This is a genomic window from Streptomyces sp. NPDC050560, assembly GCF_044457285.1.
Classification (GTDB): domain Bacteria; phylum Actinomycetota; class Actinomycetes; order Streptomycetales; family Streptomycetaceae; genus Streptomyces.
Map to the genome: position 1 here is coordinate 148,990 of NZ_JBITGT010000016.1, position 25,276 is coordinate 174,265.

Consider the following 25,276-nt stretch of genomic DNA (forward strand, 5'->3'; position numbering starts at 1 on the left):
ATTCCCCGATAACAGCCCGTGCGCCCCGGCGAGCCGGGCCCGGGCCGGACATGGCACCCTACCCGCCTCGCACGAGCGATCGCTCAGCAGGCATAGTAGGTGCCCGGTCCGACAGCGGAGGGCGGGAACGGCGCCCGTCCGGCGCCGCACGGGGAGTCACGGGGAGCGGCCAAGACTGATGGCATCACGACGCGACGAACTCAACGCGTACACCTTCGCGAAACGCCGCATGCTGGCCGCGTTTTTGCGGCCCTCGCCGACGGGCAGCGAGGAGGACGCGCCGCGTCCGCTGCGCGCCGTCGTGCCCGGCGTGATCATCGCGGTGATCGTCATGGCGGCGTTCGGCGCATGGGGCATGTTCAGTCCGACGGCGCCCAAGGGCTGGGACACGCCGTACGAGAAGGTCATCATCGCCAGCGACTCCACGACGCGCTACGTCGTGATGAAGACGGACGGCAAGGTGCAACTGCACCCCGTCCTCAACATGGCCTCCGCCAAGCTCCTGTTGGACGCCGACAAGGGCGAGGTCATCAAGGTCGACGAGTCCGTCCTCGACAGCGGCAAGATCCCCCACGGGGTCACCGTCGGCATCCCCTACGCGCCCGACCGGCTGCCCTCGGGCGGCGAGGCGGGCGCCACCAAGCGCTGGGCGGTGTGCGAACGGCCGGGAGAGGGCGGGCAGTCGATACAGAAGGCCGCGTTCGTCTTCGCCGATCGCGACATGAAGCGCACCGAGGGCGCGGGACGGCTCACCGGCGGTGAACTGCTCTACATCATGGCGCCTGACAAGCAGCGCTACCTTGTGGACGCGCGCGGTACGGCCTACCCCGTCGGCTCCGACGAACTCCTGCTGCGCACCCTCGTCGGCTCCGACCGCGAGCCCGAGCGGGTCTCCCAGGAGTGGATGAACACCGTCCACAAGGGCGACGAGGTGACGTTCCCGAAGGTCGAAGGCGACATCGGCGCCGGCGCCGGCATCTCGGGCAGCCTGCCCGAGCAGGCCAACAAGGTCGGCATGGTGCTCCAGGCCCCCAACGGCACCGGCACCCAGAACTATCTCGTCCTGCCGGGCCGCGTCGCCCCCGTCTCCGACTTCACCGCCCGGCTGCTGCTGAACAGCCGCGACCTCGTCAGCCTCGGCCAGACAGGCAAGGCGCTCCCGGTGAACGCCGCGTCGTTCACCCCCGACACCAAGGGCTTCTACGCCGACCGCAGTTGGCCGCAGGAGGAGCCCGACCCGGTCAACTCGGCCTCCAGCGCCGGCGGCGCGCGCAACACCGTCTGCAACGTCCTGCGCTTCGTCGACGCCAAGAAGGGCACCCAGACGCTGAGCACGTGGGCGGGCACCGCCTTCCCCGCGACGCTGCCCACCGGATCGAGCAGCGCCTATGTCACGCCCGGTTCCGGCCAGCTCTTCCGCCAGTTCCAGGGCACCGAGACCGACGTCGGCGGCGTCTTCCTCGTCACCGACACCGGGCTGCGGTACGCGATGCAGTCGAACAGCGACAGCGACAGCGAGGACAGCGGCATCGGCACGAGCGAGAAGCAGCGCAAGGACCAGCAGGAGGAGGCCGCCCAGGCGCAGACCAGGCTCGGCTACAAGGACGTCACTCCGGCGCCGATCCCCGTCGCCTGGTCCGAGTTCCTGCCGACGGGGCCCCGTCTGTCGACGGCGGCGGCGCGGCAGCCGCAGGGGTCGTGACGCCGGTGCGCACCACACCCTCGCGCGTCACGCGGCCGGGCGAACGCACGCGCGCGCGTAACGGCGCGCGCTGCGCCGCCCTCGCCGCCGCCTTCGGGCTCCTCGCGGCGGGCGGCGTCACGGGCCTCACGGCGGCGCCCGCCGCCGCGGACGACGGCCAGTGCACCTTCCCCGCCAAGAAGTACCCGGGCAAGCCCTGGTCGCTCCAGCGGGTCATGCTCGACGAGCTGTGGGCGCAGTCCCGGGGCAAGGGGGTGAAGGTCGCCGTCATCGACACCGGTGTCGACACCAAGAACCCTCAGCTCGCGAAGGCCGTCGACACCAAGGACGGCAAGAACTTCCTGAAGAAGGGCCTCAAGGACGACCAGGGCTACCCCCTGGAACGCGGCAAGGAGAACGGCACCACCGACACCGTCGGCCACGGCACCCGGGTCGCCGGCATCATCGCCGCGCGCCCCGTGAAGGGCACCGGGTTCGTGGGGCTCGCGCCTGACGCCACCGTCATCCCGCTCAAGCAGAACGACGCCGAGGGCCACGGGACGTCGGACAGCCTCGCCACCGCCATCGACTGGGCCGTGTCGCACGGCGCCGACGTCATCAACATCTCCCAGGACACCTCGAAGGCCATCGCGCCCGGCGGCCCCCTGGAAAGCTCCGTCGAGGCCGCGCTCGCCAAGAACATCGTCGTCGTCGCCTCGGCCGGAAACGAGGGCCTCGGCGGCAAGAACGGTGAGACCTACCCCGCCTCGTACCCGGGCGTCCTCGCGGTGGCGGCCTCCGACCGCAACAACGAGCGCGCGTCGTTCTCCCAGGCCGGCACCTTCGTCGGCGTCGCCGCACCGGGCGTCGACATGGTCTCCACGGTGCCCGGCGGCGGGCACTGCTCCGACCAGGGAACCAGCTTCTCCGCGCCGTACGTCGCCGGAGTCGCCGCCCTCGTCAAGGCCAAGCACAAGGACTGGACCGCGAAGGAGGTCGTGGCCCAGATCGAACAGACCGCGGAGCGCTCCGTGTCGGGACACGACCGCCTCGTCGGCTGGGGCGTCGTCGACCCGGTACGCGCCCTCACGGAGGACGACCACCCGGTGGAGAAGCCGGCGGCCAACCGCGTGCCCCGCGCCGAGGCGCCCACCCCGGCCACACTCCACATGGGCGAGACCGCGCAGCAGCGCACGGCCAGGATCGCCACATACGTCACCGTCGGCGCCGCCGTCGCCGTCGCCGTGCTGGCGGGCGCCGCGGTGACGATACGGGACGCACGCAGGCGACGCGGGGCCTGACCGGGCGGCGCCCCCGAAGCAAGAACCGGCACACGGGGCCTTCGACGTGCCGCCTGAGCGGCCGGGTAAAACGGTCGAATTCCAGCCACACAAGGCTGTTGGGCGGTACCGAGCTGTGACTCGCCTGGTGCAAAGTTCGGTTGGACCGGCCGATCACAAAGACTAAAGTGGGAGGGCTTCCGCTCGAAGCGCCGTGGACGTACGGCGGCGGGCGGCGGGGATGTCACGGGGACGAACGGGGAGGACCAGTGACCGCGGAAGGAATGCGGCGTGGTCTGGAGGCATTGAAGACCTTTCAGACCAAGGTGAACGGCGTGCTGAGCACGTTCGAGGAGTCACCGGGAAGCGCCTCCAAGGTGGGCCATCACACGATCCCGCGGTCCGCGTTCAGCGGAGCGGGCGCGTTTCCCGAGGCCGAGGGCCTGTACACGCAGTACCACCGCGTGCACGAGCGGCTGACCTCGCTGTCCAAGATGCTCGCCGACCAGATCGAGGCCATGTCGATCGCCACACGCGGCGCGGACATCGGCTACGACAACCTGGACGACGACGAGCGTCGGCGTTTCCATGAGATCCAGACCCGGATCAACCGGGAGCACGACAAGTCCCTGCGTGAGAAGCCGGGGCAGAAGCACTCCGACGACAGCAAGTCCGACTCCGGGTGGTACAAGTGAGCGGCGGCGAAGACGGTCTCCCGAAAGGGATGAAGAAGCAGGACCAGCAGCGGGTCAACGGCCAGGTCACCCAGAACAACTTCGACTACGTGGTCCAGGAGGTCGGCCTCGCGCCCCTCCTACGGCTCTTCGGGAACGGCGGGCCGCTCCTGCCCGGCCACTCGAACTTCGAGGGCCACGAGCTCAACGACATGCTCGACCTGGTCGAGCACGCCAATCCGGAACACCTCGAAAGTGCGGGGAAAACGCTCTTCGACGCCCGGGACGCCATCAAGAAGGCGGCCAGTGAGCTGAATACCCACATCACGCAGGTCGACTGGGAGGGCGAGGGCGCCAAAGCCTTCCACACCTGGGGCGGCAACCTGGTGTCGAAGTCGGACCAACTGGCCACGTTCGCCGAGACCGCGGGGACGCAGATCACGTCCGCGGGTTCCGGCCTGGCGTCCGTGCGCGGCTCCATGCCGCCGCGCGACACACGCCTGAACCGCAAGAAGGTCAAGGACATCCCGCTGCCCGAACAGGTCGAGGGAAACTCGGAGTACGACGCCGCGGTCAAGGTGGAGGAACACCGCCAGGAAGCCATCAACCAGATGAACCGGCTGGCGTCCTTCTACAAGGTCTCGGAGTCGAATATGGCGGCTCAGGAGCCGCCTATGTTTGATGCTATGCCGGATATGGGGGTGCCGAAGCCGACCCACAGCTACGACGACGGCGGCGGCGGCGGACGGAACAACGGATCTTCCAGCGGGCGGAACACGCCGGTGGTGACGAAGTTCAGCTCCAACGATGAGGGGTCTTTCGACGCAACGAGTAAGACTTCTCGGGCGACGTCCCACGGGGTCGTGGTCGACCCTTCGGCGCATTCGGTAAACACGGAAATCGACAGCGTGGACGCCCCGCCCGTTCCTACCCAGACGCAGGCGATCGGCCCCCACCACACCCCTGCCGGCAATCCGCCGCCTGTCTCCACGCCTCCGCCGCCCCCCGTCGGGCCGCCCGTCTCCACCACGGGGCGGCGCTTCTCGACGGGCCCCGAGGGGCGTACGCCCACCAATACGGGCCGTACGCTCCCTCCGAGGCGTGTCTCGAACACCGGTGAGTCGGAGAACGTGGGCCGACAGACGTCGCAGGCCCGGCAGATGGGCCGCGCCATCAACTCGATGGGCCGCATGGGGCAGAACCCGAGCCGGGACCAGACGTCCCAGGCCCGCCAGATGGGCCGTGCGATCAATTCGATGGGGCGCGTGGCGCAGAACAACTCCAAGAACGTCTCCAATCCCGGGCGCGGTTCGTCCACCACCGGGCGCCCCGTGTCGGGTGGGAAGCCCCGTCAGACGAACACTTCGAACCAGTCGCGTACGAGCGCCACGGGTGCCCCCAAGAGGACGAACCCGCCCGGGCGCCCCGGGGGAGTGGTCGGAGGCAAGCCCAACACGCCCACGCACGGCACGCCCGCGGCCAAGGTGCCCAAGGGAAAGGTCGTCGGCGCGGACAACGAGGCCGTCAACCGCGCCTCGCGTCCCGGGTCGACGAGCAACCGCGGCGTCATCGGAGCGCAGCGGCCGGCTGGCGAGAACCGTCGGCAGATGCCGCCTCGCCCGGACGGCAGCTCCGAGGGCGTGACGGGTTCGCCGAAGGGCCGGCTTCCCGGCTCCAGGGGCGGAGCGCGTGGTGGCTTCACACCGGGTGGTTCGGGACTCGTAAGGGACTCATGGCTTGAAGTGAGCTACGAGGAGGGGTACGAGGACCATCATCAGCAGGAGTTCCAAGGCGACACCACGCCCGACTCGGACACGGGAGACGTCGAACAGCGGCGGCCCGAGCAGCGGCGAGACGTACCCCCACCAACCGACTGACCACGGGCTAGGACACTGCTGAGCATGAAGCCAGGATTCACACGGCGCGCGCACTCGACGCGTTCTCGGTCTCGAACGTACCTGTTCGCAAGGCGTGCCGCGTCCCTCGGTGCTGCCATGGGTATCTGCGCCGCAGCGGCACTTGGGCAGTCACAGGGGGCGGCTGCGTTCGACGTCCAGGCCGAGGAATGGCATCTGACCGCCATGCACGCGGACGAACTCTGGAAAGTGAGTACCGGAGAGGGGGTCAAGGTCGCTGTCATCGACACGGGCGTGAACGACAAGACCCCCGCCCTCAAGGGACAGGTACTCACCGACAACGTGCCTGCCGAGTCCAGCCGCAACGGGACTGACGACTTCAAGGGCCACGGGACCACGATGGCCGAACTCATCGCAGGTACCGGGGCTGGCGGTGGGATCAAAGGGCTCGCTCCCGGGTCCAAGATCATCCCCTTCCGTATGGATGATTCCAAGGCCGGGAAGAAGGGCCTTACGTCGGCAGATGCCATCAGGGCTGCGGCAGACTCCGACGCGCGAATCATCAACATGTCTTTTGGCGCGGACTACTACGGACAAGATGAGCGCGAGGCCGTGGCCTACGCCGAGAAGAAGGGGAAACTCCTGTTTGCCTCCGCCGGCAACGACGGGGAGGACCATGACAACTTCTTCCACTATCCAGCCGCGTACCCAGGCGTAGTCGGCGTCGCCGCAGCCGACAAGAGCGGAAAGGTGGGCAAGTTCTCCCAGTCCGGCGACTTCGTCTCCCTCGCCTCACCCGGCCTGAACGAGCCCATCTGGTGCGACACCAGCTTCAAGAGCTACTGCCCCAGCCAGGGCACCAGCCAGGCTTCCGCCATCGCATCCGCCGCAGCCGCCCTCATCTGGTCGATCCACCCCAAGTGGACCGCCAACCAGGTCCTCAACGTCATGCTCGACACCGCAGGCCGCGACTGGCCCAAGGACGAGCCCAGTAAGTACCTCGGCTACGGCCTGGTCCGTCCCGCGCCCAATCTGCTGGACGGCAAGGGGGACCCCGGCCCCGCCGACATCAACCCCCTGACGGGGCGCAAGACGACCGGCTCCACCCCCGACAAGTCGGGAACCTCCGAATCCCCCGCGGCGTCCCAAGCTCCGAAGGGCGGCAAGGGGCCGGGCTCCGTGGGCGACGGCCAGTCGGCGGGGGAGGACTCCGCCGCCTCCGAAAGCGACAGCTCCGGCAGCGGCCGGACCTGGCTCATCGTCGGCATCGTCGCCGCGGTGGTCGTGATCGGCGGTGGCGCCTTCGCCTTCGCCAGGCGCGGGCGTGCGAACTGAACCGAGCACACGGGTCCGGCACTTCCGTCGCGCCGCGACGGTGAGGCAGGGTTTCCCACAAGTTCATACGGCAGCACAGACAACGACCGTTCCAGAAGGGATGCCCAGTCATGGCACAACAGGGCCAGAAGATCTCGGACAGCGCTCTTGCCAAGCTTGAGCAGCAGATCGCCGACAAGTTCGACTCGATCAAGGGCCAGGTCCACACCCTCCAGGGCACTATCGACAGCCTTGAGGGCCACTGGCGCGGTATCGGCGCCGGTGCCTTCGACTCGAAGCAGTCGGAGATCAACACCAGCCTGGTCCGGATGGGCAACATCCTGGCCAAGTTCGTCGACGCGATGAACACCACCCGGAAGCTGAAGAACGACAACGAAGACGAGATCCGTGCGTCCGTCCAGGCGATCGACGTCCACGACGGCGCTCCGTCGTCGGCGCTGAGCAGCTACTGACCACACGCCGACCGGACATCCGCTTCGGCACGCATTCACCAGAAGGACGGGGCACACCATGGGGAAGAACAACGGCGACGAACTCGTCGTCAAGTACGGGCCGCTGGACGCCACGGCGACCGACCTGGCCAACCAGGCCAAGAAGCTCGAAGGCGACCTCGAAGCGCTCAAGCAGATGGTCGCCAGCGTCGCCGACATGTGGGAGGGCGAGGCCCACGAGACGTACAAGACGCAGATGCACCTGTGGGACAAGGAAGCACGGGACATCCACCAGGCCCTCGTCTCCATCGCCCACGTCGTCGGCCGCGCGGGCGGCGACTACCGCGGCGGCGACATGAAGGCCGCCAGCTACTACCTGTAGCACTCCGCGGCCCCACGGGGGCCGTATGCGACGACGGGGTGGGCACGCACGGGAGGTGCCCACCCCGCGTGCGTTCCAGGACGCGAGTACCGCCCGGCCGCCCGCGGCGCCTCGGACCCACCCGCGCGTATCCCCGATGGAGCGTATAACGCGCGTTTCACGGCCCGCCGACGCCGCGGCACCCCCCGGGGCCGCTCAGGCCGTCACTCCGCCGCGCCTGCTCCCCGCGCGGCGTCCGCGCCGTCCCCCCGCGCCGTCGGCTTCAGATCGAACTCGCCGTCCCTGGCGCCGAGTACGAACGCGCGCCACTCGGCCTCGGTGTACCTGAGGACCGTGTCGTGGTCGAGCGACGAGCGCATCGCCACCGCGCCCTCCGGCAGATACGCGATCTCCACCCGCTCCTCGTCGGGCGAGGTGCCCGGCGCTCCGTGCCACTCGACGCCCGAGATGTCGAGCGCGTACAACTCGTCCTTCTCGCGCTCCTTGCGTTCCTTCTCGCGGTCGTTGTCCTGTGCCTCGGCCATCGTCGGGCGGTATCCCTTCAGCGCGTACGAACCTGCGGGCCGACCAGCCTACTTGGGCGCATCGCGGTTCGCGGCGGTGTCGCGAAGGCCCCGGAGCCGCCACGGCCCTGTCACACTCCAGTGACGGCACCGGCGTCGCCGAACAGGCGTCGGTATGGTCCCGCGTATGGCTTACGAACCCGCACACTCAGTGGTCCTGGCGGCGTACAAGCACAGTCACCACTACCACCACTCGACCGGTCACTCGGGCAGCGGCGGCACCGCCTCCTCCTGGGTGTGGATCGTCATCCTGGGCATCGTCGTGGTCGGGTTCTGCGTCTGGGGCTACGTCCACCAGCAGTCACGCGGCTGACACGTCGCGGCGGCGCGCCCTCAGAACACCGGCATCGCCCACACGGAGCCGCCGTTGAGGACGAAGACGCGGTTCCCCGCGGCGGCGAGGCGCCACGCCCCCGTACGGTCCTCGAAGAGCCGCCAGGCGCTGTCGCCCGTCCGCCGGTCGCAGACGGTGAGCCCGTGCGCGTCGCCGCCCTCCACGAGCCACATGGTGCCGCCCTGGAAGACGGGCCGCTGGGCGGGCGCGTCGTCCCCGTCGGGCTGGGCGTACCAGTCCTGGGAGTCGCCCTCGGAGCCGTCGTGCGCGGCCACCCGCAGCGGCTGGGGGCCCCTGGCGGCCAGGTCGGACGAGTTCATCGCGACGATCCAGTCGCCGTCGAGCACCGGATCGCCCCAGGGACCGCTGAAGTTGTGCCACTCGCGCTTGCCGTCCGCGGCCTGGTAGGCGGCCAGTTCGGAGCCTCCGAGGTACACGACGCCCCCGGCCAGCAGCGGCGTCGCGGCGCCGTTCGCGGGAGAGTAGCTCACGTTCCACGGCGAGCGTCCCGAGGCGGCGTCGAACGCGGACGCGGTGCCGTTGTCGCCGGACAGCACGAGCAGCCTGCCGTCCGCCGCGGCCCGCGCCGTCTTCCCCACGGGCGTGGGGGACTCCACGGACCACAGGGGCTTGCCGTCGGCGGCGTCCAAGGCGTGTATCCGGTCGCCCCCGGTGGCCAGGTACACGGCCTTCGCGTCGGCGGCCAGGAGGCGCGTCGCGGCGACGTCGCGGCGCCACACCTCGCGCGACGTGGACGCGTCGTGGCAGCGCACCGTCCCGGAGGGGCCCACGGCGGCGAAGCGCTTCGTGCCGACGGCGACGTAGCCCGACGCGGCGGCGACGTCGCCGAGTTGCCACTTGCGGGTGCCGTCGGCGATACGCAGCGCCGTCAGGCCGCCCGCGCGCGCGGACACGACCAGCACGTCGCGCAGCGGGAGCGGCGCGGGCGCGTCGTCCGCCGCGGCCTTCACGGGGCCCCACAGCGCCTTCGGCGGCGGATCGTCCTCGTAGTCCTCGGTGTCGGGCGCGGACACCCGCTTCGCCGCCGCCACGTCGCCCGCGGCAGGCAGCCTCGGTCCTGAGTCGCGGGTGAGCCACCAGGCGGCCGCGCCGCCGCCCGCGGCGAGCACCGTGCCGCCCGCCGCCAGCGCGGTGACCAGACGGCGCCGCGACACCGGCTTGCGGCCGGCGGCGATGACGACCGTGGTGGAGTACTCGCGCCGCCGGTCCTCGCTCTGCGCGATCGTGGAACCGATGTCGCCCGTCGCCCACAGGCGCTTCGTGCCGCGCGGCGGCGCGAACGCCGCGGCGATCTGCGCCGGTTCCGGGCGGTGCTCGGGCTGCTTCGCCAGGCACGGCAGCAGCAGCGGACGCAGCGCCTCGGGCACGGCGCCGAGGTCGGGCTCGCCGTGCACCACCTCGTACTGGACGGCGGCGACGTGCCCGCCGCGGAACACGGGCCGCCCGCCCGCGGCGTAGGCCACCGTCGCGCCGAGCGAGAAGACGTCGGCGGCGCGGGTGACGCGCAGCCCGAGCGCCTGCTCAGGGGCGCCGAACCCCGGCGTCGCCGGGGCCTGGCCCGTGGTGGTCAGCGTCAGCCCGTGCTCGGGGCGCGCGATGCCGAAGTCGATGATCCGCGGGCCCGCCGACGTGAGGATGACGTTCGCCGGTTTCAGGTCGCGGTGGATCAGCCCCGCGGCGTGGATGTCGGCAAGCGTCGTGGCGAGCGCCGCGGCCAGGGCACGCGTCATCGCCTCGTCCAGCGGCCCGTGCGCCGCCACCGCCTGCTCCAGCGTGGGGCCCGCCAGGAACTCCGTGGCGATCCACAGGCGCCCGCCCTCCGTCTGCGCGCCGTGCACGCGCGCCACGCCCTTGCTCGCCACGGTACGCGCGGTGTCGGCCTCGCGGATGAAACGGTCCACGAGGTGCCTGTCGTGGACCAGTTCGGGCAGCAGCACCTTCACGGCGGCCAACTGCCCGGCCTGGTCGTGCGCTACGTACACCTTGCCCATGCCGCCCTCGCCCAGCACCCCCATGAGCCGGTACGGGCCGAGGCGCAGCGGGTCGCCGAAGGCGAGCGGAATCATCAGGTCGGTCTCTTTCCGGGATCGGACGGCGGATACGGCGCGCGGGCGCGAACGGCGCGGCGGGAAGGGGAACGGCGGGGCGGGAATGGCGCGGGGCGGCACGTGTTCCGCGGCGTCCCACGCCGCGCACGCACCGGCCCGGGAGGTCCGCAAGGCGCTGTACGCCCCGCTGCGCCCCTTTCCCGCTACTCCAGGGGAAATGCCACGGCGGACGTCCTCCCCACCCCGTAGAGGCGCTTCGTGGCCCTGTCGAGCACCCATGACGTCGCGGCGGCCGGCAGCTCCCAGACCCGGCGGTGGCTGTCGCGGTCGATCGCGGCGAGTCCGGTGCGGGTGGCGACGTAGAGGTACGCGTCGCCCGCCATCGGGGCGACGTCGGGCAGGGGCGCCGCGTGGTCCTTCGGCCGCTCCCGCCACAGCGGCCGCCCCGTCGCGGCCTGCGCCGCCACCAGGGCGCCGCCGCCCGTGGCCTCGGTGGCGTACACGACGCCGCCGTCGAGGGCGGGCGCACCGTAGCCGCCCGACCCGCCCGGGTACGTCCAGCCCTGCCCCTGGTCCGTGAGCGGACGCGCGCGCAGGGAGGCGCCGCCGAAGTAGGCGTGCACGGTGTCCGCGGCGAGTGCGCTCGCGCCGTCGCGCAGTTCCGCCGCGGGGACGCGGGCGGACCAGTTCCTGCCGCCCGCGTCGGCGCCGTAGCAGGCCGTGTAGGGCCCGTCCGCGTTCTCGCCGCAGACCACGAGGGCGGTGTCGTTGACGGCGGCCGACAGGAAGGTCAGCCCGTCGGGCCCGCCCTTGCCCAGCGGCTCCTGCCAGACGGACTCCCCGGTGGTCAGGTCGAGGGCGTGCAGGGTCCACTCCGCGCCGTCGCCGCCGACCCCGTCGCCGTACGGGTCCTTCTTCGGCCTGGGCGTCGCGACGACGAAGGCGCGGCTGTCGGACACACACAGGAGCCGTTCGTTGCGGATGCCCCCGGCCCAGTCGTCCAGGGTGACCGCGGACGCGGAATTGAGCGCCCCGGTGCCCAGGTCGACGCTGGAGACGGTCATGCCGAACGGCCGCGAGTCCGGCGGAGCCAGCGCGTACAGGCGCCCGCCGCCGGCGGCGGCCCGCCAGGAGCCGACGAGCGCCGGGGACTGCCAGGCCGCCTCGCCGGTCGAGGCGTCGAGCGCGCGCACGGCGTCGCCCCCGTCGACGAGGAGGATGCCGCCGACGACCACGGGGGGACGCCGCCGACCGGCGCGCACCGCGTCGTAGGTGACGCGCCATACGGCGTCGGGTGCCTTGGGCCCGCCGGACGAGCCGCCCGCCCAGGCCCACGCACCGCCCCCGACGGCCGCGGCGGCGAGCACCGAGCCACCGCCGAGCGTCAGCAGCCTGCGCCGTGACATACGCGCGCGCGGTGCGGCCACCGCCGTCGTCGCGCCGCCGTCCGTGCCGTCCGCCGGAGGGGGCAGCCGGTACGGGGCCGCCCGCCAGACGTCGGTGGCGCGCCGTGCGATGTCGCCGAGCAGCGGCTCCGGCAGCAGATCGGCGAACGGCCCGTCCCCGGCGGCCAGCCACGCCGCGAGGCCGTGCGTGGTGGGACGCCGCGCCGGGTCCTTGTCGAAGCACGGTGCGAGCAGGGGCGCGAGGGCGGGAGGCAGCCCCGTCAGGTCGGGCTGCGAGTAACGCACGCGGTACAGCAGATCGGCGGCCTGGCCCGCGCCGAACGGGCCGTGCCCCGTGGCCGCGTACACCAGCACGCCCGCGAGCGCGAAGACGTCGCCCGCGGCGGTGTGCTCCTGCCCCATGGCCTGCTCGGGCGACATGAACGCGGGCGTTCCCGCGGCGGCGCCGGTCCTGGTGAGCCTGGCGTCGCCGATCGCGTGCGCGATACCGAAGTCGATCAGCCGGGGGCCGTCCGCCGTCACCATGATGTTGGACGGCTTCAGGTCCCGGTGCACCACGTCGGAGCTGTGCAGTTGCGCCAGGGCCGCGCACAGCGCGGCGCCGAGGCCGCGCACCGCCGCCTCGGGCAGCACGCCGTGCGCCGCCACCGCGTCGCCCAGCGGCGGCCCGAGCACGTACTCGGTGGCCAGCCAGGGCACCGGCGCCGCGGGGTCGGCGTCGAAAACGTGGGCGCCGTGGTGGCCGATGACGCGCGCGGCGTCCGTTTCAAGCCGGAAGCGGGTGCGCGCGGCGGCGTCGGCCGCGATACGCGCGTGCATCGTCTTGAGCGCGACGGTGCGGCCCGCGGCGGACCGCCCGAGGTACACGGTGCCCATGCCGCCGCCGCCGAGCCGCGCGATCAGGCGGTAGTCGGCCATCCGGTCGGGGTCGTCGTGGGTGAGCGGGAGCAGCATGGGGGAACGGTTCACTCTCCGGGCGCCGTGAGCGGGTGTGCGGGTGCCGCGGCGCCCGGTGTCGGCGCGGCGAGGACCGCAGCCGACTGCCGCGCGAGCGCGGCGACGGCCCGGCCGGGCAGCGGGAACGGCGCGGCGGCGTCCAGCGACGTGGCGTGGGGGTGGCTGCCCGACGTCGCGAGTGCCCGGGCGACGTGGTCCGCCGGTAGGCGCTGCGTGGGGTCCCGGGCGAGGCAGGGCGCGATGACGGCGCGCAGCGCCTCGGGGGGCCGTGCGCGGTGCTCCGCGGCCGTGTGCGGCTGCCCGGTGGCGGCGTACCAGAGCACGGCGCCGAGGGCGTAGACGTCGCCGAGCGGCCGGGGCCGCCCTCCGGCGGCCTGTTCGGGCGCCAGGCACTCAGCCGCCAGCCAGGGCGTGGTGTCGCGCCGTTCGCCGTCGGGCGCCGCGACGCGCGCCGCTCCGTAGCCGGCCATGCGGGCACCCTCGGCGCCGACGAGGACCGTGGCGGGGGAGAGCCCCGCGTGGGTCGCGCCTTGCGCGTGCGCCGCGGCCAGCGTCGCGGCGAGGGAGGCGCCGAGCGCGCGCACGGTGCGCTCGGGCAGCGGCCCGCCATGCGCGGCGAGGACGCCGGGCAGCGGCAGCACGGGCAGGTACGGCGTGGCGTACCAGCGCGGTACGGGGGCGCCGTCGATCTGTGTGACGGGCAGCAGGCCGCGTACCGCGAGCCGGTGCGCGACGGTGGCCTCGGCGCCCCAGCGGGCGGCGTCGGCGCCGTGGGGCGCCGTGAAGAGCAGCACCGTGTCGTCGCCGAGGTGCCCGCGGCCGATGAACGGGGAGGCGGCGGCGGGCTGTTCCGGCGCCGGATCCAGGGCGGCAAGGACGGTGTAGGGCCCGACCCGCGCGCCCGCCGCGGCGTACTCGGGCGACGTCACCACGCGGCGCCCCGCTTCGCCGCGACGTCGCGGTGCCCGGCAAAGCACGCGCGCGTGTCGCCCCGCCCCGACAGCCGCCCGGCAGGAGCGTTGGCGGCGTCGCGCCGTTTCATGAAGCCGGTGACGCCTTCCCCTTCGGCGTCCGCCCCGTCCCGGCGCCCGAGCGCCGACCGCCGCTCGGCGGCTTCGATCCTGAGCCGGGCCCAGTCGTGCCAAGCCATCGGTGCGTACCCTCCCCGTGTCGCCTCTCGCAGGCGGCGCCGGCCCGCACAGGACCCTGCCCCCAGGGGCCGCACGGTGCGGACCCGCCGGGCGGCACCCCTCGGGGCCCCTCGCGAGCTGGGCACTCCCCGTGAGTGCCGTGGACGATTCTTGCATCAACGTTCGAGCGCTGTGCGAGCACATAACGGGCCCAGGCCCGTGGCGTCGTGGGCCGCCGAATTCGTCCGCCAGGTGTCCTCCTGGCCGACGACCGCAGCGGGCGGGCGAGTTGCCACCCTGGCCATGGCCGACGTCGCCACGATGCGTCGCTCCGTGCCCCGACACCGCCCCGCCCGCCCGTCGCTTCTTCACGCGACGCGCACGCGATCCGTCCGTCGGCTCTACAGACCGGCACCAACACGCGTCCACGGGGCGGGCACCGAGCGTGACATCGGGCGAACGCGGTCCGTCGTCACGCGCGCGTGTACGGCTGTCGTCGCATACGGCGTCGGGCGCCCGGCCGCGCCGAGGCCGGCACACGCGCGTAAGGCCCGTACACCTCCCGCGCGTGTCCGCGACAGCACGGGTACGGCGGAGGGCGCCGCACCCGACGGTGCGACGCCCTCCGCAGACCCGATCCACGCCCCGGCGCTACTGCGCCCCGAGGTGGCCCGTCTGCACCAGCGGCCGGCCGCGGCGGCGGGAGACGAACGTCCCGCGTCCCGTCGGCATCGGGCGGGGCCGCACGCCGCCGAGGATGTCGCCCTCCGCCGGGTCGCCCGACAGCACCAGGCCCTGCGCGCCCAGCTCCATCATGCGCTGCACGAACGGCTCGTACAGGGACCGCCCGGCGCCCGCGGTGTTGCGCGCGAGGATGAACCGCACCCCCACGTCGCGCGCGAACGGCAGCATCTCGGTGAGCGTGCTCAGCGGGTTGCCGCTGGACGTGGACACCAGGTCGAAGTCGTCCACCACCACGTACACCGTCGGGCCGCGCCACCAACTGCGGTCCCTCAACTGCTGCGCCGTCACATCGGCGTTGGGCGTGCGGCGCGTCATCAGGTCGGCGAGCGCCGCGACGTGGTGCTCCATCGCGTTGGACATCGGCACGTACTCCGCCAGATGCGAGGCGGGGGTGACGTCCAGGAGCGCGCGCCGGTTGTCGATGACGAAGAACTTGCACACGTCGCCCGAGTAGCGCTCGCTGAGCTGTTTGATGAGCAGCCGCAGCAGGTTCGACTTGCCGGACTCGCTCTCGCCGTAGACCAGGAAGAACGGGTCCTGCTCGAAGTCGAGGAAGACCGGCTCCAGGTTGTTCTCGTCGAGCGCGAACGCGACGCCCAGCTCCGGGTGCTCGTAGCCCGCGGGAAGCCCGGACGCGGCGAACTCGCGCGGCAGCAGCCGCACTCCCGGCGCCCCCGGCGCCGTCCAGTGCCGCGACACTTCGGCCGCGAGCGACGACGTCGCCTCCGCGAGGTCCGTGTCGGACGTCAGCCCGTCGATGCGCGGCACCGCCGCCATGAAGTGCAGCTTCTGCGGCGACTGCCCGCGCCCCGGCACGCCCTGCGGCACGTTGGCCGCCACCTTGCGGTCGAACTCGGAGTCCATCGTGTCGCCGAGCCGCAGTTCGAGGCGGTTCATCAACAGGTCCTTGAGGTTCGAGCGCACCTCCATCGACCGCGACGCCGACAGCACCAGGTGGATGCCGTACCCGAGCCCGCGCGCGGCGATGTCCAGGACGACCTCCTCCAGCGCCTCGTAGTCGGAGCGGAAGTTGCCCCACCCGTCGATGATCAGGAACACGTCGCCGAACGGGTACTCCGCCACCGGCAGGTCGCCGCGCGCCCTGCGCGCGCGGTAGTCCGCGATCGAGCTGATGCCCGCGGAGCGGAAGAACTCCTCGCGGCGTGTCATCACCCCGTACACCTCGGCCACGGTGCGCCGCACCCGCTCCGGGTCCAGGCGCGAGGCGACGCCGCCGACGTGCGGCAGGTCCGCCACCGCGACCATGCCGCCACCGCCGAAGTCCAGCCCGTAGAGCTGCACTTCGTACGGCGTGTGCGTCAGCGCGAGCGACGCGATCAGCGTGCGCAGCAGCGTCGACTTGCCGGACTGCGGGCCGCCGATGAGCTGCATATGGCCCGCCGCGCCCGAGAAGTCGACCCACAGCGAGTCACGGCGCTGCTCGTACGGCTTGTCCACGAGGCCCACGGGGACCACCAGGCGCCCCGCGCCCTCGTACCCGGGCTGGGTGAGCCCGCGGCCCTGAACGGGCGCCAGACCGGGCAGCAGGGCGTCCAGCGGCGGCGGCGAGTCCAGCGGCGGCAGCCACACCTGGTGCGCCGCGGGACCCTGCGCCTCAAGACGCCGCACGATCACGTCGAGGACGGTGTCCGCCAGCGCGTCGTCCTCCGCCCGCGCCTCCGTGCCCTCGCCCTGGCGGGGCTGCGGCACGTAGCGCACCGGCACCGGCGCCGCGGTGAACAGCACCGGGCGCCTGTCCAGCGGCACGGGGCCGCTGCCGAGCGCCGACTGCTGCGCCCCCGACCGGTACACGCCCGACACGTAGGCCGCCTTGAACCGCACCATCTCGTCGGTGCCGAACTTCAGATAGCCGGAGCCCGGCACGTTCGGCAGGTGGTACGCGTCCGGCACGCCCAGCGCCGCGCGCGACTCCGCCGCGGAGAACGTCCGCAGACCCACGCGGTACGACAGATACGTCTCCAGACCGCGCAGCCTGCCCTCCTCAAGGCGCTGCGAGGCCAGCAGCAGATGGACGCCGAGGGACCGGCCGATGCGGCCGATCTGCACGAACATGTCGATGAAGTCGGGCTTCGCGGTCAGCAACTCGCTGAACTCGTCGATCACCAGCACCAGGGACGGGACCGGCTGGAGCGGGGCGCCCGCCGCGCGCGCCTTCTCGTAGTCGTGGATGTTGGCGTAGTTGCCGGCGTCGCGCAGCATCTCCTGGCGGCGGTTCAGCTCGCCGCGGATGGAGTCGCCCATGCGGTCGACCAGCGTCAGGTCGTCGGCGAGGTTGGTGATCACCGCCGCGACGTGCGGCATCTGCGCCATGCCGGCGAACGTCGCGCCGCCCTTGAAGTCGGCGAGGACGAAGTTCAGCGTCTCCGACGAGTGCGTCACCGCGAGGCCGAGCACCAGCGTGCGCAGCAACTCCGACTTGCCCGAGCCGGTGGCGCCGACACACAGCCCGTGCGGCCCCATGCCCTCCTGCGCGGCCTCCTTCAGGTCGAGCATCACCGGCGCGCCGTCCTCGCCGACGCCGATCGGCACCCGCAGCCGTTCCGCCAGCGCGCGCGGGCGCCAGGTGCGGTTGGTGTCCACGGACGCCGCGTCGCCGAGGCTCAGCAGGTCGGTGAACTCCAGGTTCGCCAGCAGCGGCTGGTCGTCCTCGCCGCCCTGCGCCACCGCCAGCGGCGCCAACTGCCGCGCCAGCGCCTCGGCCGCCTCGTGCGACAGCAGGTCGGGCGTGCCCTCGTAGATCATGCCGTCGCCGGACTCCAGGCGCAGCGAGCGCGGCTGCACGGCCACGGAGAGGCCCCCGCGGGCCCCCGCGACGTCCCCGGCCACCACCTCCACCACCGTGACGCCCTGGAGGCCCTCGGGCGTCGCCAGCGTCGACACCGGCGGCAGCGAGACGCCGTCCAGGATGACCACGACGTGCGGCTCGTCCGGCACGGGGGTGCCCGCCGGGTGGAAGCGCGGGCGGCCCGTCAGCCGCGTCGACAGCAGCTCCTCCAGCTCCATGGGGTCGCCGGTGACCAGGCGCCGGGTGCCCGCGCCGTCGAGGTCGCCCGCCGCCTGGCTGTGCGGCAGCCACTTGACCCACTCCCAGTGCCCCGCCGTGTCCCGCCCCGCGGCGACCGCGATCACCAGGTCCTCGGGGGAGTGCAGCGACGCCAGCGAACCCGCAAGAGCGCGCGCCGTGGCGCGGGCACAGTCCGGGTCGCCGCTGATCGTCATGTGGTAGAAGGCGCGCAACGACACCGCCATCGGCAGGTCGTCCAGCGTGGAGTGCAGCGCCACGAAGCGCTGCATCGCGTTCGCCGCCAGCGGCTCCATCTGGTCCACCGGCGTGTTCGGCGGCGGCACGAGCGGCGCGGCCAGCGTCTGCGGCCCCAGGCCGATGCGCACCTGCGCGAAGTCCTCGTCGCCGGGGCGCCGTTCCCACACCCTGCTGCCCTCGGCGACCAGCGCCCACAACTGCTCGGGCGACGGGTGCAGGTAGTACTGCGCGTCGCGCTGCGCGCGCGCCGTCGCGCGGACCGCCTCGCGCGTCTGCGACAGATGCCGCAGATAGTCGCGGCGCATGTCGGCCATCTGCCCCTGCGTGCCGCGCCGGTAGCGCACCAGCATCGAGATCGACATGGCCACCGTCGAGGCCACCATCACCATGCCCATGACCTTCATGAAGGGCTGCGAGTTGGGCATGAAGAAGAACACGACCGAGCCGCCCATGCCGAGCATCGGCAGGAGCTGCATCAGCGCGCCCTCCGACTGCCCGCGCGGCAGTTCGGGCGGCGGCTGGACCTCGATCTCCTCGGTGGGCACCTCGGACGGCAGAACGCGCGGCGGGCGTTTGACGATGACCTGGCTCACTGCTCACCCATTCCGTGGCCGTCTCTCGGACTCCGCGGCGCCCCCCGTTCCGACCGGGCACCGATCGCCGTGTGATCCTACTGACGTATGAAGCGGGCGGCGCCAGGTAGGGTGTTGCCCACACGTACGCGCAGCCGCGAAGGCGCCGCCCGGACAACCGCCGCGACGTCGCGCGCGCCGCACTCGCGCACCACGCACCGAAGGACCCCACCGGCCACCGAGCCGTCCGTCGGCGCCGCCCCGGCGGCAGCCCCCACGGGCGAGCGCGCGGGGCCGAGGAGCCCCCGAGGGGTGGCCGCCCGGGAGCGGGGACGCGGCGGCGCACGGTCCCGGCCCGTCGCACGGGCCACGACGTGATCCATGGATGGGGGAGAAGCAGGTGAGCATGGTGTCCTCGACGTCGGGTGCCGCACCGGCAGGACCGGCAGCCCACGCGCAGGCGGGCGCGAGGACGGGGGTCGGCTTCTGCCGCGTCACCATCGTCGCGCCCGACAGCCGGGTCGACGTCGCCCTCCCCGACGACATGCCGCTCGCCGACCTCTACCCGGAGCTGCTGCGGCTGTCCGCGCAGAGCCCGGCGGAGAGCGCCCCCGTCGGCTACCACCTGGTGCGCCGCGACGGCACCGTCCTCGACAGCGCGCGCTCCTTCGCCGCCCAGGGCATCCTCGACGGCGAACTCCTCAGCCTGCGGCCCTTCGCCGAGTCGCTGCCGCCCGCCGTGTACGACGACGTGTCCGACGCGGTGGCGTCCGCCGTCTCCCGCGACCGCACCCTGTGGAACGAGCGCCTCACGCGCGCCGCGGGCCTCGTCGGCGGCGCCGTGCTGCCCGCGCTGCTCGCCTTCGTCCTGTGGGCGTCCCAGCCGACCCACGACATGCACGGGCTGCCCGGCATCCTCGCCACCGTCGTCGGCCTCCTCCTCGTCGTCCTCGCGGCCGTACGCGCGCGCATCTACGACGACAGGCCCTCCGCCATCGCGCTCGGCCTCGGCGCCTTCCCCAACGTCGCCGCGGCCGGCTCCGGGCTGCTGCCGCTCGACCACGGCGAGGGCGTGGGACGCCTCCAGTTCCTCCTCGCCGCCGCCGCGGTGCTGATCGCCGCCGTGGTCCTCACGGTCACCTCGCCGAGCGGCGACGGCCCCTTCGTGGCGTTCGCGTTCGCCTCCGCGGTCGGACTCGTCACGGTCTTCGTGGCCAGCCTCACCGACATGCGGCCCGTCGAGACGGCGGCCCTGTGCGCGCCCATCGCCGTCGGCGCCCTGGCGTTCCTGCCCGGCCTCTCCATGCGCTTCGCCCGGCTGCCCATCGGCTTCGAACCCCCGCACGCCACCCCGGCGGCCGGCGGCCGCGGCAACGAGCCCGACCCCCAGCAGCCCGTCGACGCGGAGCGCATCGCCGCCCAGGTGCGCCGCGGCCACGAACTGCTCGTCGGCCTCGTCGGCGGCTGCGCGCTGGTCTCCGTCGGCGCCGCCGCCGTCCTCGGCTTCTCCGACAGCGTCTGGGGCCAGCTCCTCGCCTTCACCACCGGCGTCGCCATGCTGATGCGCGCCCGCCTCTTCCGCTACACGGCGCAGGTCTCCGCAGCCCTCACCGCGGGCCTCGGCGCCCTCGTGCTGCTCGGCCTCGGCCTCTGCCTGCGGCCCCCCAGGTCCCTGCTGCGGCAGGCCCTTGAGGGCGACACCGGGCCGCTGGACATCCGCACCCTGTGGCTTGCGGCCGTGATCGGGGTCGCGGCCGCGGTCACCGTCGGCATCGGCCTCATCGTCCCCCGCAAGGGCGTCACCCCCTTCTGGGGCCGCTTCCTGGAGATCGCGGAGGGCTTCTTCCTGTTGAGCCTCGTGCCGCTGACCCTCGCCGTCTTCGACGTCTACGCGTCCGCGCGCGCGATGACGAGCTGACCCACCAAGCGGCCACCGCCCACCGCGGCCCATGGGACGCCGTGGGACGCCATGGGATGCGCCCCGCGCGCGTACGCGCCGGGACGTCCGCCCGTACGCTCCCCGACGGCCCCGCCGCCGCCCCGGCGGGAGGGCAGGCAAACGGCTGGTAACCTGTCCTGCGGCCGTATGTGTACGCGCCACCGGCTCAGGTGTCCCCCGGGACACCGCGGGCACCGGGGGCAGCGCAGGACACGGCCCGTCGCCTCCCGAGTCGAGGAAGCTCCCCTGAGACAAAGACCAGGGGCACTCGGTGGCCTCACGAAGACGCACAGAGGAGTACGCGTGTCACTCGACACCGCCACGAAGAAGCAGATCATGTCCGAGTTCGCCACCAAGGAAGGTGACACCGGCTCCCCCGAGGTCCAGGTCGCCCTGCTCTCGCGCCGGATCTCCGACCTGACCGAGCACCTCAAGACCCACAAGCACGACCACCACTCGCGCCGCGGTCTGCTCATCCTCGTCGGCCAGCGCCGCCGACTGCTCCAGTACCTGGCCAAGAAGGACATCCAGCGCTTCCGTACGCTGGTGGAGCGCCTCGGCATCCGCCGCGGCGCCGCGGGCGCCAGGTAGCACCCGGCCAAGGGGAGCGGTTCCCACCCGATGGGGGCCGCTCCCTTCGGCATAGGGCCCGGACACGCGCGTACGACCCGTACCCGCCCGGGCGGGCGGCCACCGCCGCCGACCCGACGACACGGGCGCACCCGCCCCGCGGCCCGGCACCACACCTGCCGTACCCGCACTGCGTGCGGAGTGTCACCGCCGCTTTGTAGTCTGGTCGCACAACGCCATAGCAGAGACCCACGTACGAGGAGGAGCGCACCCTCGCCGCCGCCGGTCCTCGGTAGTGGCCTCCGGGCAGCGCCCGGGAGCTTCGATCGAAGACCGGCAAGCACCCAAGGCGCGCTTCTCCGCCCCGTCCCCCCGCCACACGGGCCGGAGGACGAAAGACGACATGTAACGGAGAAACCGCTGGTGGAGAACGAAACCCACTACGCAGAGGCCGTCATCGACAATGGCGCCTTCGGCACCCGCACCATCCGCTTCGAGACCGGCCGCCTCGCCAAGCAGGCCGCCGGCAGCGCCGTCGCCTACCTCGACGACGACACCATGGTCCTCTCGGCGACCACCGCGTCGAAGAACCCCAAGGACCAGCTCGACTTCTTCCCCCTGACGGTCGACGTCGAAGAGCGCATGTACGCCGCGGGCAAGATCCCCGGCTCGTTCTTCCGCCGCGAGGGCCGGCCCTCCGAGGACGCGATCCTTACCTGCCGCCTCATCGACCGCCCGCTGCGCCCCTCCTTCAAGAAGGGCCTGCGCAACGAGATCCAGATCGTCGAGACGATCATGGCTCTCAACCCCGACCACCTGTACGACGTCGTGGCGATCAACGCCGCCTCCGCGTCCACCCAGCTCGCCGGGCTGCCCTTCTCCGGCCCCATCGGCGGCACGCGCGTCGCGCTCATCCGCAACCAGTGGGTGGCCTTCCCGACCCACACGGAGCTGGAGGACGCCGTCTTCGACATGGTCGTCGCCGGCCGCGTCCTCGACGACGGCGACGTCGCGATCATGATGGTGGAGGCCGAGGCCACCGAGAAGACCATCAAGCTCGTCCAGGGCGGCGCCGACGCCCCCACCGAGGAGGTCGTCGCGGCCGGACTCGAAGCCGCGAAGCCCTTCATCAAGGTCCTCTGCAAGGCGCAGGCCGACCTCGCCGCCAAGGCCGCCAAGGCCACCGGCGAGTTCCCCGTCTTCCTCGACCACCAGGACGACGTCCTGGAGGCCCTCACCGCCGCCGTCAGCGACGAACTGGCCCAGGCCCTGACCATCGCGGGCAAGCTGGAGCGCGAGGCCGAGCTGGACCGCGTCAAGTCGCTCGCCGCCGAGAAACTGCTCCCGCAGTTCGAGGGCCGCGAGAAGGAGATCTCCGGCGCCTACCGCGCGCTCACCAAGAAGCTGGTGCGCGAGCGCGTCATCAAGGACAAGAAGCGCATCGACGGCCGCGGCGTCACCGACATCCGCACCTTGGCCGCCGAGGTCGAGGCCATCCCGCGCGTGCACGGCTCCGCCCTGTTCGAGCGCGGCGAGACCCAGATCCTCGGCGTCACCACGCTGAACATGCTCCGCATGGAGCAGCAGTTGGACACCCTCTCGCCGGTGACCCGCAAGCGCTACATGCACAACTACAACTTCCCGCCGTACTCCACAGGCGAGACCGGCCGCGTCGGCTCCCCCAAGCGCCGCGAGATCGGCCACGGCGCGCTCGCCGAGCGCGCGCTCGTGCCGGTGCTGCCGACCCGCGAGGAGTTCCCGTACGCGATCCGCCAGGTGTCCGAGGCCCTCGGCTCCAACGGCTCGACCTCGATGGGCTCCGTCTGCGCCTCCACGATGTCGCTGCTGAACGCGGGCGTCCCGCTGAAGGCGCCTGTCGCGGGCATCGCCATGGGCCTGATCTCCCAGGAGATCGAGGGCGAGACGCACTACGTCACCCTCACCGACATCCTCGGTGCCGAGGACGCGTACGGCGACATGGACTTCAAGGTCGCCGGCACCAAGGAGTTCGTCACCGCCCTCCAGCTTGACACCAAGCTCGACGGCATCCCGGCCTCCGTGCTCGCCGCCGCCCTCAAGCAGGCGCGTGACGCGCGCCTGCACATCCTCGACGTGATGATGGAAGCCATCGACACGCCGGACGAGATGTCCCCCAACGCCCCCCGGATCATCACCGTCAAGATCCCGGTGGACAAGATCGGCGAGGTCATCGGCCCCAAGGGCAAGATGATCAACCAGATCCAGGAGGACACCGGCGCCGACATCACCATCGAGGACGACGGCACGATCTACATCGGCGCCGCCGACGGCCCCTCCGCGGAGGCCGCACGCGCCACCATCAACGGCATCGCCAACCCGACGATGCCCGAGGTCGGCGAGCGCTACCTGGGCACGGTCGTGAAGACCACCACCTTCGGCGCCTTCGTCTCCCTGCTGCCCGGCAAGGACGGACTGCTGCACATCTCGCAGATCCGCAAGCTCGCCGGCGGCAAGCGCGTGGAGAACGTCGACGACGTCCTCGGAGTCGGCCAGAAGGTCCAGGTCGAGATCGCCGAGATCGACTCGCGCGGAAAGCTCTCCCTCATCCCCGTCATCGAGGGCGAGGAGGAGCAGGACGACGAGCAGAAGGCAGCCGACGCCGCTTCCGGGAGCACCGCCAAGTGACATCCCGCGGTTCCAGGACGACGGCCCGCACCTCCTCAGGGGTGCGGGCCGTCGCCCATACCCAAACGCTGCTCTCCGGCGACGACGGCTTCGGCACCGTGCGCCGTACGACGCTGCCCGGCGGGCTGCGTGTGGTCACGGAGACGCTGCCCAACGTCCGCTCAGCCACCTTCGGCATCTGGGCGCACGTCGGCTCCCGCGACGAGACCCCGGCCCTCGGCGGCGCCACGCACTACCTGGAGCACCTGCTCTTCAAGGGCACCCGCACCCGCTCCGCCCTCGACATCTCCGCGGCGATCGACGCCGTCGGCGGCGAGATGAACGCGTTCACCGCCAAGGAGTACACGTGCTACTACGCGCGCGTGCTCGACACCGACCTGCCGCTCGCCGTCGACGTCGTCTGCGACATGCTGACGGGCTCCCTCATCAGGGGGGAGGACGTCGACGCCGAGCGCGGCGTCATCCTCGAAGAGATCGCCATGACCGACGACGACCCGGGCGACTGCGTGCACGACCTCTTCGCGCACACCATGCTCGGCGACAGCCCCCTGGGGCGCCCCGTCCTCGGCACCGTCGACACGGTCAACGCCCTCACCGCCGACCGCATCCGCCGCTTCTACAAGCGGCACTACGACCCCACCCACCTCGTCGTCGCCGCCGCGGGCAACCTCGACCACCAGGACGTCGTACGGCGCGTGCACGCCGCCTTCGAGCAGGCCGGCGCCCTCACCCGCACCGACGCCGAACCGGCCGGGCCCCGCACGGGCCGCAGGGGCCTGCGCGCGGCGGGCCGGGTCGAACTGCTCGGCCGCAAGACGGAGCAGGCCCACATCGTCCTCGGCGTGCCGGGGCTCGCCCGCACCGACGAGCGCCGCTGGGCCCTCGGGGTGCTCAACGCGGCCCTCGGCGGGGGCATGTCGTCGCGGCTGTTCCAGGAGGTCCGCGAGAAGCGCGGGCTCGCCTACAGCGTGTACTCGTACACCTCGGGCTTCGCCGACTGCGGCCTCTTCGGCGTCTACGCGGGCTGCCGCCCGAGCCAGGTCCACGACGTCCTGAAGATCTGCCGCGACGAACTCGACCAGGTCGCCGAGCACGGCCTGCCCGACGCCGAGATCGCCCGCGCCGTCGGCCAGCTCGCCGGCTCCACCGTCCTCGGCCTTGAGGACACCGGGGCGCTGATGAACCGCATCGGCAAGAGCGAGCTGTGCTGGGGCGAGCAGATGTCGGTCGACGAGATGCTGCGCCGGATATCGGCGGTGACCCCGGACGACGTCCGTGAGGTCGCGCGCGACATCCTGGGCAAGCGGCCCTCCCTGTCGGTCATCGGCCCCCTCAAGGACAAGCACGCCGCGCGGCTGGCCGAGGCCGTCGCCTGACGCCTCCGGGGCGCCACGGGACACCACACG

Annotated in this window: 18 protein-coding genes; 12 read left to right on the forward strand and 6 right to left on the reverse strand. The window is 72.4% G+C overall.

Annotated elements, in window-relative coordinates; all coding sequences use genetic code 11:
- Positions 1–178: 178 nt before the first annotated feature.
- The 7 genes from eccB (at position 179) to ACIBIW_RS30940 (ending at position 7,639) form a co-directional block, all read left to right on the forward strand.
- Positions 179–1,702: a type VII secretion protein EccB gene (gene eccB, locus ACIBIW_RS30910; protein WP_399340807.1), complete on the forward strand. Its 1,524-nt coding sequence runs from the start codon at positions 179–181 to the stop codon at positions 1,700–1,702.
- Between the two features lie 5 nt (positions 1,703–1,707).
- Positions 1,708–2,982 (forward strand): type VII secretion-associated serine protease mycosin, encoded by a 1,275-nt coding sequence (gene mycP, locus ACIBIW_RS30915; RefSeq protein ID WP_399340809.1) that lies wholly within the window; start codon positions 1,708–1,710, stop codon positions 2,980–2,982.
- Positions 2,983–3,296: 314 nt separating this feature from the next.
- Positions 3,297–3,656, forward strand: coding sequence for a hypothetical protein (locus ACIBIW_RS30920; RefSeq protein WP_399340811.1), 360 nt, complete (start codon positions 3,297–3,299; stop codon positions 3,654–3,656).
- A 29-nt stretch (positions 3,657–3,685) separates the two neighbouring features.
- Positions 3,686–5,512 carry a WXG100 family type VII secretion target gene (locus ACIBIW_RS30925; protein WP_399340813.1) on the forward strand — a complete coding sequence of 609 codons (1,827 nt, stop codon included), beginning with the start codon at positions 3,686–3,688 and terminating at the stop codon, positions 5,510–5,512.
- A gap of 117 nt (positions 5,513–5,629) precedes the next feature.
- Positions 5,630–6,826 (forward strand): S8 family serine peptidase, encoded by a 1,197-nt coding sequence (locus ACIBIW_RS30930; protein WP_399340814.1) that lies wholly within the window; start codon positions 5,630–5,632, stop codon positions 6,824–6,826.
- A gap of 110 nt (positions 6,827–6,936) precedes the next feature.
- Positions 6,937–7,278, forward strand: a complete 342-nt coding sequence (locus tag ACIBIW_RS30935) for a WXG100 family type VII secretion target (protein WP_399340816.1) — start codon at positions 6,937–6,939, stop codon at positions 7,276–7,278.
- Positions 7,279–7,336: 58 nt separating this feature from the next.
- Entirely contained in the window at positions 7,337–7,639 is a 303-nt protein-coding gene (locus tag ACIBIW_RS30940; RefSeq protein ID WP_399340818.1) for a WXG100 family type VII secretion target, read from the forward strand.
- Positions 7,640–7,842: 203 nt separating this feature from the next.
- Here ACIBIW_RS30940 and ACIBIW_RS30945 read toward each other — a convergent pair whose 3' ends face one another.
- Positions 7,843–8,163, reverse strand: a complete 321-nt coding sequence (locus tag ACIBIW_RS30945; RefSeq protein WP_399340820.1) for a DUF397 domain-containing protein — start codon at positions 8,161–8,163, stop codon at positions 7,843–7,845.
- A 166-nt stretch (positions 8,164–8,329) separates the two neighbouring features.
- Here ACIBIW_RS30945 and ACIBIW_RS30950 point away from each other — a divergent pair, with 166 nt between their 5' ends.
- Positions 8,330–8,515, forward strand: coding sequence for a hypothetical protein (locus ACIBIW_RS30950; RefSeq protein ID WP_399340821.1), 186 nt, complete (start codon positions 8,330–8,332; stop codon positions 8,513–8,515).
- Positions 8,516–8,535: 20 nt separating this feature from the next.
- Here the strand turns inward: ACIBIW_RS30950 and ACIBIW_RS30955 are convergent, their stop codons facing one another.
- The 5 genes from ACIBIW_RS30955 to eccCa all read right to left on the reverse strand — a co-directional run bounded on the left by ACIBIW_RS30955 (position 8,536) and on the right by eccCa (position 18,718).
- On the reverse strand, positions 8,536–10,623 hold the full coding sequence (locus ACIBIW_RS30955; protein ID WP_399340822.1) for a serine/threonine-protein kinase: 2,088 nt from the start codon (positions 10,621–10,623) through the stop codon (positions 8,536–8,538).
- A 185-nt stretch (positions 10,624–10,808) separates the two neighbouring features.
- Complete coding sequence (locus ACIBIW_RS30960) at positions 10,809–12,965, reverse strand: protein kinase (RefSeq protein ID WP_399340824.1); 2,157 nt, start codon at positions 12,963–12,965, stop codon at positions 10,809–10,811.
- An 11-nt stretch (positions 12,966–12,976) separates the two neighbouring features.
- Positions 12,977–13,900 (reverse strand): serine/threonine protein kinase, encoded by a 924-nt coding sequence (locus ACIBIW_RS30965; protein WP_399340826.1) that lies wholly within the window; start codon positions 13,898–13,900, stop codon positions 12,977–12,979.
- Positions 13,894–14,118: a hypothetical protein gene (locus ACIBIW_RS30970; RefSeq protein ID WP_399340828.1), complete on the reverse strand. Its 225-nt coding sequence runs from the start codon at positions 14,116–14,118 to the stop codon at positions 13,894–13,896. The genes ACIBIW_RS30965 and ACIBIW_RS30970 overlap by 7 nt, the downstream gene beginning before the upstream one ends.
- 631 nt (positions 14,119–14,749) lie before the next feature.
- Entirely contained in the window at positions 14,750–18,718 is a 3,969-nt protein-coding gene (eccCa, locus tag ACIBIW_RS30975) for a type VII secretion protein EccCa (protein WP_399340830.1), read from the reverse strand.
- Between the two features lie 385 nt (positions 18,719–19,103).
- Here eccCa and eccD point away from each other — a divergent pair, with 385 nt between their 5' ends.
- The 4 genes from eccD to ACIBIW_RS30995 all read left to right on the forward strand — a co-directional run bounded on the left by eccD (position 19,104) and on the right by ACIBIW_RS30995 (position 25,246).
- Positions 19,104–20,615 carry a type VII secretion integral membrane protein EccD gene (eccD, locus tag ACIBIW_RS30980; RefSeq protein ID WP_399340881.1) on the forward strand — a complete coding sequence of 504 codons (1,512 nt, stop codon included), beginning with the start codon at positions 19,104–19,106 and terminating at the stop codon, positions 20,613–20,615.
- 324 nt (positions 20,616–20,939) lie between these two features.
- Entirely contained in the window at positions 20,940–21,227 is a 288-nt protein-coding gene (rpsO, locus tag ACIBIW_RS30985) for a 30S ribosomal protein S15 (RefSeq protein WP_399340832.1), read from the forward strand.
- A gap of 402 nt (positions 21,228–21,629) precedes the next feature.
- Entirely contained in the window at positions 21,630–23,870 is a 2,241-nt protein-coding gene (locus tag ACIBIW_RS30990; RefSeq protein WP_399340834.1) for a polyribonucleotide nucleotidyltransferase, read from the forward strand.
- Positions 23,867–25,246 (forward strand): M16 family metallopeptidase, encoded by a 1,380-nt coding sequence (locus ACIBIW_RS30995; protein ID WP_399340837.1) that lies wholly within the window; start codon positions 23,867–23,869, stop codon positions 25,244–25,246. Before ACIBIW_RS30990 ends, ACIBIW_RS30995 begins: the two co-directional genes overlap by 4 nt.
- Positions 25,247–25,276 lie beyond the last annotated feature (30 nt).